11 protein-coding genes and 5 tRNA genes are annotated in these 9,895 nt (G+C 47.6%); 13 read left to right on the forward strand and 3 right to left on the reverse strand.

Translation table 11 applies throughout. The features are described 5' to 3' along the window. From Q0200_RS04090 to Q0200_RS04130, 9 genes are all read left to right on the forward strand, one after another. Positions 1-801, forward strand: an 801-nt coding sequence (locus tag Q0200_RS04090; RefSeq protein ID WP_297938064.1) for an MATE family efflux transporter, incomplete at its 5' end; no start/stop codon positions are given. A 108-nt stretch (positions 802-909) separates the two neighbouring features. Then, positions 910-987 (forward strand) — tRNA-Pro (locus Q0200_RS04095). An 11-nt stretch (positions 988-998) separates the two neighbouring features. Then, positions 999-1,075, forward strand: a tRNA-His gene (locus tag Q0200_RS04100). Between the two features lie 5 nt (positions 1,076-1,080). Continuing rightward, positions 1,081-1,157, forward strand: a tRNA-Arg gene (locus tag Q0200_RS04105). A gap of 12 nt (positions 1,158-1,169) precedes the next feature. Beyond that, positions 1,170-1,246 (forward strand) — tRNA-Arg (locus tag Q0200_RS04110). Positions 1,247-1,261: 15 nt separating this feature from the next. Further along, positions 1,262-1,346 (forward strand) — tRNA-Leu (locus Q0200_RS04115). 250 nt (positions 1,347-1,596) lie between these two features. Beyond that, on the forward strand, positions 1,597-1,851 hold the full coding sequence (locus tag Q0200_RS04120; RefSeq protein WP_297938067.1) for a DUF4213 domain-containing protein: 255 nt from the start codon (positions 1,597-1,599) through the stop codon (positions 1,849-1,851). 89 nt (positions 1,852-1,940) lie between these two features. Next, entirely contained in the window at positions 1,941-2,090 is a 150-nt protein-coding gene (locus Q0200_RS04125) for a hypothetical protein (RefSeq protein ID WP_002949328.1), read from the forward strand. Between the two features lie 40 nt (positions 2,091-2,130). Then, entirely contained in the window at positions 2,131-2,400 is a 270-nt protein-coding gene (locus tag Q0200_RS04130; protein ID WP_122871799.1) for a DUF364 domain-containing protein, read from the forward strand. Between the two features lie 244 nt (positions 2,401-2,644). Here the strand turns inward: Q0200_RS04130 and Q0200_RS04135 are convergent, their stop codons facing one another. From Q0200_RS04135 to Q0200_RS04145, 3 genes are all read right to left on the reverse strand, one after another. Continuing rightward, the gene (locus tag Q0200_RS04135; RefSeq protein WP_002949324.1) at positions 2,645-4,105 is read right to left on the reverse strand and encodes an aldehyde dehydrogenase family protein; all 1,461 of its coding nucleotides are present in this window, start codon (positions 4,103-4,105) and stop codon (positions 2,645-2,647) included. Positions 4,106-4,734: 629 nt separating this feature from the next. Then, the gene (gene bcp, locus Q0200_RS04140) at positions 4,735-5,232 is read right to left on the reverse strand and encodes a thioredoxin-dependent thiol peroxidase (RefSeq protein WP_297938074.1); all 498 of its coding nucleotides are present in this window, start codon (positions 5,230-5,232) and stop codon (positions 4,735-4,737) included. After that, complete coding sequence (locus Q0200_RS04145; protein ID WP_297938076.1) at positions 5,229-5,432, reverse strand: 4-oxalocrotonate tautomerase family protein; 204 nt, start codon at positions 5,430-5,432, stop codon at positions 5,229-5,231. Before Q0200_RS04145 ends, bcp begins: the two co-directional genes overlap by 4 nt. Positions 5,433-5,634: 202 nt before the next feature. Between Q0200_RS04145 and Q0200_RS04150 the strand changes: the two genes are divergently transcribed. The 4 genes from Q0200_RS04150 (at position 5,635) to Q0200_RS04165 (ending at position 9,819) form a co-directional block, all read left to right on the forward strand. Then, positions 5,635-7,407: an aryl-sulfate sulfotransferase gene (locus Q0200_RS04150; RefSeq protein ID WP_297938078.1), complete on the forward strand. Its 1,773-nt coding sequence runs from the start codon at positions 5,635-5,637 to the stop codon at positions 7,405-7,407. A 128-nt stretch (positions 7,408-7,535) separates the two neighbouring features. Beyond that, positions 7,536-8,390, forward strand: a complete 855-nt coding sequence (locus tag Q0200_RS04155) for an aldo/keto reductase (RefSeq protein ID WP_297938081.1) — start codon at positions 7,536-7,538, stop codon at positions 8,388-8,390. Between the two features lie 254 nt (positions 8,391-8,644). Then, positions 8,645-9,298: a thiol:disulfide interchange protein DsbA/DsbL gene (locus Q0200_RS04160; RefSeq protein ID WP_297938083.1), complete on the forward strand. Its 654-nt coding sequence runs from the start codon at positions 8,645-8,647 to the stop codon at positions 9,296-9,298. Further along, a complete protein-coding gene (locus Q0200_RS04165) occupies positions 9,298-9,819 on the forward strand; it encodes a hypothetical protein (protein WP_297938086.1) in 522 nt (173 codons plus the stop codon). Before Q0200_RS04160 ends, Q0200_RS04165 begins: the two co-directional genes overlap by 1 nt. The last annotated feature ends 76 nt before the right edge of the window (positions 9,820-9,895 follow it).

Raw genomic sequence — 9,895 nt, forward strand, 5'->3', positions numbered from 1 at the left:
TGTTTTTTTTACGTGGATTTTTGCGGACTGGGTATCGGCGGGATAGCGCTGGCAACGGCTTCGGTGCAGCTTTTAGGCTCGCTATTTTTAGGCGTCAAAGTCGCAAAAACGGGTATGATAAATTTTTTAAATTTACGCTCATTTGCGCCCGAGCTCGCCATCTACCGTAAAATTTTAGCCCAAGCCTTGCCAGCGTGCCTAAACTACCTTTCGATGTCGCTTGGCGGACTCGTGCTCATGCATTTTATCAGCCGCTACGGCACGCATGCGGTCGCAGGCTATGGCCTAGCTCTTCGCATCGAGCAGATCGTAATGCTGCCCACGACTGGCATCGCATCGGCGGTGCTTGGTATCGTATCGCAAAATTTAGGTGCGTGCGAATACGCCAGAGTGCGCGGCTGCTACGCCTATGCGGTCAAATTTTTAACGGTTTACTGTATTTTTGCGGCGGCTTTTTGCCTGGGGCTCGGCGGGATTTTGGTTGGGTTTTTTGACGAGACGCCTGAGGTCGTGAGTGCGGCGAGGAGCTATTTTGCGGTCAATTCGCTGGCTTTTATGGGTTACGCACTCATAAATCTCTCCGGCTCGACGCTTCAAGGCGTAAAAAGACCGGCGGCGGTTTTTGTTTTAAATTTTACCCGTCAGGTAGTGCTACAAATAGCGCTCTACTCGCTTGTAGCCGATGTTTTTGGCGGCGAGTTGCAAGATCTTTTTAAGGCGATGTTTTTTAACGTTTGGCTGATCGGGCTAACTTTTTTCTTTTACACCAAATTTGTTCTTAGCCGAATTTGTGCGGGTTAAAGCGAAAATTTTTGCAAATTTTCAATTTTAAGCTTATTTTTCTTGACAAAGAGTATTTTTTTGGCTACAATGCGCCTTTTCAATAAGTAGGCTAAACTCGCAATGCCTCGGGGTGTAGCGCAGGCTGGTTAGCGCATCTGGTTTGGGACCAGAGGGCCGAAGGTTCGAATCCTTTCACCCCGACCATTTGTTAGATGGTGAGTGTAGCTCAGTCGGTTAGAGCATCAGATTGTGGTCCTGAGGGTCGTGGGTTCGATTCCCATCACTCACCCCACTTGGGCGCTCGTAGCTCAATTGGATAGAGCGACAGACTTCGGATCTGTAGGTTATGGGTTCGACTCCTATCGGGCGCGCCACTTTGTTTTTATGCGCTCATAGCTCAGCTGGATAGAGCAACGGCCTTCTAAGCCGTAGGCCTCAGGTTCGAATCCTGATGGGCGTACCATTTTATTATTGTTGTGCGGATGTGGTGAAATTGGCAGACACGCCAGACTTAGGATCTGGTGCCCCACGGCGTGAAGGTTCAAGTCCTTTCATCCGCACCATCCAAGAACTTCTTTAAAATTTTATTTTCAAGATCAATCCATTTTAAAAATACAGTTTGTTCAAGAGTTTTCTGATTTATTTTATGATACCACCAGAACAATCATTTTAAATTTTTTAGCATTAAAATTTGACTAAATTTGCGCCGCAGAGTGCCGTCTGCTTCGGCTACGATATGGATTAATAAAATTTCAAACCGCTTGCTATAAAATTTCCGTAAATTTGCTATCTATATCAGCAAGGGAGTCTATCGTGGGTCAAATTTTAAGCGACATCCTAGATCAAATTTATAAAAATTTGGGCAACGAAATAAAAAATTTAAACGTGCAGCGCGTTGTGGTAGGGCTGTTTTTCACGGGCGTAAAGCTAAGCAATGGCGTTTGCGGCGTGAGCTTCACCCCACTAAAGTCCTTTCCGCAGGCCGTTTGCTGTCCGTCGCAAACCGCGGTAATGCCAAATTCCGGCAACATCTGCGGCAAAAACGTAAAAACGCTTTTAAAGGATTAATTAGCGGCAGGCCTTTTAAAAGCCCATGACTGTAGCCTGTTCTAAATCGTGCTTTTGCAGACGTGTTATGAGCGCTCTGGTAGTCCTATGTGACTAAATTTAAGGCCGATCCTTTTGACGAGCTAGCTATCAAGCGCAGCTCGTTTAGCGTGATCGTGGGTGCACTGGTGCCTTATATCAAATTTATAATGAAAGCAGCCTGGATTTTTACATTTTGGAGCTTGATAAGAGCGCGCTAAAAGTCGATGATCTCAAGTGCTTTTACCGCAAGAAGAGGCTGTGGACGCGATCGGGGCGGCCGACAATCTCAGCATAACCGTCGTCACGCTACTAAACGACACGCTGGAGGAGATATTGAGTCTAAAAAAGAGCGGTGCCGACGTCATCGTCGTAGGTCCAACTGTTTTGATGTCGCCTAAAGCGCTTTTTGATAGAGGCGTGAGCTGTGCGGGCGGCATTTATACTACGCGCGTGGGCGATTTTTTAGACGTGATTGTGCAGGCCGGTTCGGAGTATCGTTTTTCGGCAAATTTGCGGAAAAATTTGTAATGAGTTGCGAGAGTCCGGCTTCTAAAATTTGGCAATTTAACGATCAAAATGCATAAAACCAAATTTGGCTAAATTTGCAGTTCGGGGAGTGATTTTGTTTAATTTAAAATCACCGGCTTGATATTAAATTTAAAACGAAAGTAGATAAAAATCGGTTTTAAATTTATTCAAATTTATAAGAGCTTCGTCAAATCCAAAAAAGGTCGAGCAAACCGCCCGACCCAACGTTGCATTAAGCAAAATTTTAATAAAACGAACTAACCTTGCCCGTCAAATTTATCATGATATTTTTCATCTGAGTGTAGTGCTCGAGGATGACTTTGTGCGTTTCGCGGCCTATGCCAGAGCTCTTGTAGCCGCCAAATGGGCTGCCCGCCGGGATCTGGTTGTAGCAGTTTATCCACACGCGGCCCGTCTCCATCGCGCGCGCGGTGCGGATAGCGCGAGTGATGTCCTGCGTGAAGACGCCGCCGCCTAGGCCGTATTCGCTGTCGTTTACCATCTTTATCAGCTCGTCCTCGTTTTTAAATTTGATCACGACGCCCACAGGGCCGAAGATCTCCTCTCTGGCTACGCGCATATCGTTGCTCACGTCCACTAGCAGCGTCGGCTCGACGAAGCTATCGCCCGCAGCCGCTAGTTTGCCTCCGACGGCGATTTTAGCGCCCTCTTTGACGCCGATGTTGATATACTCGACGATCTTGGCGGCTTGTTTGGCGTTGATTTGAGAGCCCATCTGCGTCTTTGGATCCAGAGGATCGCCGACTTTTAGGTTTTTAAATTTCTCCACCGCCGCGGCGATAAATTTGTCGTAAATTTTCTCCTCGACAAATATCCTGCTGCCCGCGCAGCAAACTTGCCCTTGGTTAAACAAAATGCCCATCTGAACGCCGTCTAGAGCTAGATCAAAGTCCGCGTCGGCGTAGATGATGTTGGCTGATTTGCCGCCTAGCTCGAGCGTTGCAGGGATGATTTTTTCAGCTGCAGAGATAGCGATCTCGCGTCCGATCTCGGTCGAGCCGGTAAATGCGATCTTGTCGATGCCGCTGTGTTTTTGCAAAAACTCGCCCGCGCCGCTGCCTTTGCCCGTAATCACGTTTACGACGCCTTTTGGCAGTACGTCTTTGATGAGGCGCATTAGCTCTAGCACGCTCAAGCTCGTTTCAGACGACGGTTTTAGCACGCTCGTGTCGCCCGCGGCGATGACCGGAGCTAGCTTCCATGCCGCCATCAAAAACGGGAAATTCCACGGCACGATCTGCGCTACGACGCCGATAGGCTCGCGCAAGATGAGTGAGAGGTGCTTTTCCTCGAGTACGTTCGCGCTACCTTCTTCGCCCTGGATCACGCCTGCAAAATACCTAAAATGCTCCGCTGCGTACGGCACATCCACGTTTAGTGTCTCGCGGATAGGCTTGCCGTTATCCATCGTCTCGACCGTAGCCAAAAAGTCTTTGTTTGCGTCGATTATATCGGCGATTTTGAGCAAAATTCTGCTTCGCTCGCTTACGGTGCTATGGCGAAACGTCTTAAACGCTTCGCGCGCGGCCTTAACCGCCGCATCCACGTCCTCTTTGCTCGCGTCCGCGATCGCGGCTAGCTTTTTGCCAGTGGCGGGATCAAACGTATCTAGCGTCTTGCCGCTGCTTGCGGGGACGAATTCGCCATTTATAAAAAGGCCGTATTTTTCTTGTAACTTAACCATTTTTTCTCCTTTAAAATTATTTAATAACTGAAATATTACTCCTCCATTATAAATATTTTGATAATTAGAAAATAATCGTTATCAAAAATTTGAGCGGAAATTTGACAGGATTTTTAGGTTAAATTTGCGGGGAATATTTTAAATTTTACTTGCCGAGACCCGCAGATTTACAATGCTAAATTTGGTTTTGTCAAATTTGGCATTATAAATTAGATTTTTTTGCACAAATCAATCTTCCTTGTTAAGGAGGAAGGGGCTTTACTTCGCCTGCGGCTCGTAACCGCAAGCAAACCTACTTACGAAGCGTCGCCTTCCTTTACTTCGCGCTCGTAACTGTCCGAGACAGACCCTCTCCCAAGCCATCTCCAACCCCACTGCGCGTGAGATGTGGCGACACTGCCTTGCCTTACAGGCAAAGCGTCGCAAATTTAAATTTGACATTTTCAGGGTACGAGTCTTAGCGAATAAAATTTGTAAATTTGACTCCAAATTTGAATAGAAAAAGATAAGGCGTAGGATTTTTGTTCTAGACGAGGCGCTTTTAAATTTGGCGACGGGAGTTACCTCGTCGGTAATGACCGAGCCAAATTTAAAAGTAACGAAGTATAGGGCAAAAAGACGAGCCGCAATCACTTCACGAGATCAGCCAACACCTTTGCCGCATGCTCCTTTGCCTTCACGCTCTTATACACCTTCGCGATCTTGCCGTCTTTACCGATCACAAAGGTCGAGCGTGCGATACCTAGATACTCTTTGCCGTAGTTTTTCTTCACCTGCCAGACGCCGTAGAGTTTGGCGACTTCGTGCGCGGGGTCACTTAGTAGGATGTGCTTTAGGCTCTGTTTTTGCGCAAAGCCGGCGTGCGACTTGACGCTATCGGGACTAACGCCCACGATCACGGTGTCTTTGGCTATAAAGTCGTCGTAAAGCGCGCTAAATTCGCATGCTTCGGTCGTGCAACCCGGGGTGTTGTCCTTTGGATAAAAGTACAGCACGACGTTTTTGCCGACGAAGTCTTTTAGGCTGACGCTTACGCCGTCGCTGTTTTCTAGGCTAAACTCCGGCGCCGTATCGCCCGCTACTAGCGTGATTTTTCGCTCCAAATCCTCTTTAGAAAATTCGCTCATTTTTGCTCCTTTCTGATCTCCTCAAGCGTCTTGCCGCCCGAGCCTATCGAGCTTGCGTCGTATGTTTCGATATAAATTTGCACTCGCTCGCGACTTTTACCCAGCACTCGCACCATGGTGTCGGTCATCTCCTCGACCAGCTTTTGCTTTTGCTCTTTTGTCGGCTCCGGGCCTGCCATTTTTACGTTTATGAAAGGCATTTTTTCTCCTTGAATTTGATAAATTTGGGCTAATTATATCAAAATTTGACCCGTTATCCGGCTCGACCCCATTCTAAAATTTAAGCCTTTATATTAAAATTTAGCTTTAAATTTGATATTTAAGTAAAATCTAAAGCTAGTGTGATTATTATGTGATTTGATAGTAGTAAAATTAGCTAAATTTATCCCAAAAGGAGCGAATATGCGTAAGAATTTTTTCGGTTCTATCGTTTTGGCTGCGGCCTTGATAGGCGGCGCGTTTATAGCGGTGCCGCAGACGGCGAGTGCGGGCGTTTTGGCACATCAGGTAAAAACTCAAGGCGAGCTTGGCTCGGTGTTTATCAACCCCTACGACGTGGCGCCTCTAACCGCTATCATTGATCGCGCGGGCAAGGACATCAAGGATATCCATGTGCGGGTGCTGGGTAAACCTGGCGGCGGCATCGACATCGCCTATAACGTCTCCGAGCATGCGCTGCTGACGCACGACGGCGTGCCGATCTGGGGGCTGTATCCGGACTATCTAAACGAGGTCGAAGTAAGCTACGTTTTTAACGGCGAAAAGAAGGTCGAAAAGTATAAAATTTACGCCCAGCCGATCGTGACGTATAGCCGCGATTATAGATTTAGCCACATGCAAAAGATGAAGGTTAAAAAGGTCGATCCTGCGTTTAAAAACAGGCTCTATCTCATCAACAACACCATCACGAGCGTTTATAAGCCGCTTGATTGGAAAAACGGCGGTGCGGCTAGCTGGAACGACTTTACAGAAAATTTCGTCGTCGATACTCAGGGCGAGGTCAGATGGTATCTGGATTATCAGAAATTTTACGATCGCAGCGAGCGTAGGGTGATGGACGGGGGCATGATGATGGGCTTTCATCAGCTGCCAAACGGCGATCTGAGCTGGGGTATGGCGCAGCGATATATGCGCTACGATATGATGGGTAAAGAGGTATATAATCGCGAGCTACCGCGCGGCTACATCGATCTTAGCCACGAAGTTATGCCGCTAAAAGGCGATCACTTGCTGCTTCGCGTCGGTAAATACAACTACCACCACGCAGACGGCAGACTCTCGCACACGATCAGAGATCACATCATCGAAGTGGACGGCAGCGGCAAGGTCGTGGACGAGTGGGATCTGAATGAAATTTTCGGCAAAAACGTCTACCGCAGCAGCCTAATCAAGGCTCTTGACGCTCGCGCCGTGTGCCTAAATATCGATATGGACGCCAAAGAGATCAAAATCAGCGACGATCTACCTTTCGGCGATGTGACCTCGACCGGCACGGGACGCAACTGGGCGCACGTAAATTCCATCTCATATGACCCTAGCGACGACGGCATCATCCTCTCGCTTCGCCACCAAGGCATCGTGAAGATCGGCCGCGACAAAAAGGTAAAATGGATCCTCGCATCGCCTGAGGGCTGGAGCGCGGACTTTAAAGAAAAAGTGCTAGTGCCCGTGGATAAAAACGGCAACAAGATCAAATGCGAAAACTCAAAATGCGAGGGCGACTTCGACTGGTCGTGGACGCAGCACACCGCGTGGCTCACTCCGCGCTACGATAACAAGGGCAGCGTAAAGCACATCAGTGTATTTGACAACGGTGACGGCCGCGGTATGGAGCAGCCTGCGCTAAAAGAGGAAAAATACTCTCGCGCGGTCGAGTATAAGATCGACGAGAAAAAAGGCACGGTCGAGCAGACGTGGGAGTTTGGCAAGGAGCGCGGATTTGACTTCTATAGCGCGGTTACGAGCGTTGTGGAGTGGCAAAAGGATAAAAGCACGTATTTTATCTCAAGCTCAAACGTCTATCTGCTAAAGCCCGATAAGACGATCAAAATGGTGCTCGTGGAGATCGACCCGAAAACAAACGACATCAAATTTGAGATGGACGTGGAGTCTGCATCGAGAGACGACGTGGCATACCGCGCGCTGGTGATTGATCCGAATATCTTTAATTATTAAAATTTCGCGGTGGGTTGGAATTTGGCTTTTAAATTTCACCTGTCGCTTTGGTGCGGATAGAATTTTACGACTTAAGCGCGAAATTTTAAATTTTTATATAAGATGAATTTTTTTAGTAAAGGAGCAAAATGGAATTCGTAAGCTTAAACGACGGCAACAAAATGCCGATTTTAGGCTACGGAGTCTATCAGGTGGAGTCTGCGGAGGCTCAAAGATGTGTTGAGGACGCAATTAGCGTGGGCTACCGCCTCATTGACACTGCGCAGTCTTATCGCAACGAAGATGGCGTTGGCGCGGCGGTTAAAACGGCGATAGCCGGTGGCGTGAAACGCGAGGAGCTTTTTATCACCACGAAGCTTTGGGTGAGCGACGTAAGCGAGGATAGAGCGCTAAAAGCCTTTGATGCGTCGATGAAAAAGCTAGGGCTTGATTATCTCGATCTGTATCTCATCCATCAGCCATATAGCGACACCTATGGCGCGTGGCGAGCGATGAGTAGGCTTAAAAAAGAGGGTCGCATTCGTTCTATCGGCGTTAGCAACTTCTACGCCGATCGTATCGTCGATCTGTGCGAAAACAGCGGCGTCATCCCTGCGGTAAATCAGCTTGAGTGTCATCCATTTTTTCAGCGTGAAGCGTTAAAGCGCGTGCTTGATGGCTACGGCATAGCGTTTGAGTCGTGGGCTAGCTTCGCCGAGGGTAAAAACGATATATTTAAAAACGCCGTACTAACAGGCATTGGTGAAAAATACGGCAAAAGCTCGGCTCAAGTTATTTTGCGCTGGTTAATTCAGCGCGGCATCGTCGTCATTCCAAAAAGCGTTAAAATCGAGCGAATGAAGCAAAATTTCGACATTTTTGATTTTACGCTTGCGCCTGATGATATGGCTGCTATCGCTGCGCTGGATACAGGCAAGACGCTATTTTTCGATCACGCAGATCCTGAGCGCGTAAAGTGGATAATCCATGCCTTTGATAAGTAAAATTTATTAAATTAAAGCGGATTGCATGCTTTAAAATTAAGCCACGAGCGTGCAATCCTTGCTATTAAATTTGAGCTTGAGCGAGATCAGAGATAGAGCTTGTGGCGATAAATTAACTTACTTGCTCAAGCGGTGTTAATAGTATAGCCTGCTTTTTTATATATTTTTCTGCGGGAAGCCCTGCTTTATTCGCTTTAATCTCAAATTTACCCTTTCTTTTATACAATCTTTAAAATTTACCGTAAAGGAATTTGATGAAAATGCTTTCTAAATTTATACGAATTTTGGCCGCCGTTTGTCTGCTTGGCATAGGTGCAAACGCGTTAGAGGAGGGCACGGAATACCAAGCGCTAGAAAAGCCTCTAAACGTACCCAAAGATAGCGTCGTAAAGGTCTTTAGCTACGAGTGCGTCCACTGCTACAAATTTGACCGAAGCGTCACGCCAAAGCTATTTAGCGAGCTAGACGGAGTCAAATTTATCCCGTATCACCTAAAAACCAAGGGCAAGCTAGGCGAAACGGCGAGCAAAATTTTTGCCGCGATGATCGTTTTGGACGAGGTTAGCGACGTTAGCTTGCTTAGCGACAAGTCCAAATTTAAAAAGGCAAAATTTGCGATCTACAAGGCCACTCACGACAAGGACGACGATTTTAACGGCGGCAAAGATAAGGCTAGGTTTATCAAAGAGGCTCTTAGCGCGGCGGGCGTGAGCGATGCGGACTACGACAAGGCTTTAGCTAGCCGGCGTGCGCAAGAGATCCTAAAAACATGGGACGATAGCTACGACGTGGCGAAGATCCAGGGCGTGCCCGCATACGTGGTCGGCGGCAAGTATCTCATAAACGTGAAGGCGATCGGCTCGGTAGACGCGATGGCGGCGGCAGTGAAGGAGCTGCTAGCAAAATAATGGACTACAATATCGAAAATAAGGGCTTTGTCTGCTTTGTTTATAACTTGCAGCGAAGGCGAGCGTTTTGGGCGGCGTTGCTCGCGGTTTTGGCGATCAAATTTATATTGTGCGAGCTGTTTTTGGGCGGCGCGGTTGCGGACGCGCTCGTGGTGAAGCTGCGCTTTGCGACGCTATTTGCTGCGTTTGGCGTGTGCGTGGCGATGTGCACGCCTAAGGTTTTTGGCGTCAAGCTTGCGGGATTTTTCCTGATTTTTTTGGGCGTGATATTTGGGCTTGATTACTCTACGAGCGATTTTAGCGGCGTTAGCGAGATTAGTTTTCCTTTTGCGCTACCGCTAAATGAAATTTGCCCGAGCCTTTTTGCGCCTGATTTTAGCGCGACGAACGAGGCTGGATTTATCAAATTTTACTCGTGGGCGAATTTTGCGTTTTTTGCGGTGTTTGGGGCGTTTTGTCTTGTGATGATACTAAGCTGGTTTGTGTATAATGCCCGCAGTAGCGAAATCAATCGAATTTAAATCTAAGATTCCCCGCGCTTTACGGATTTCAAGCTTTAAAATTTTAAACCCGTTTCGGTTACGTATTTCATATACG

Origin of the sequence: uncultured Campylobacter sp. (genome assembly GCF_938045225.1) — a bacterium.
Lineage (GTDB): Bacteria > Campylobacterota > Campylobacteria > Campylobacterales > Campylobacteraceae > Campylobacter_A.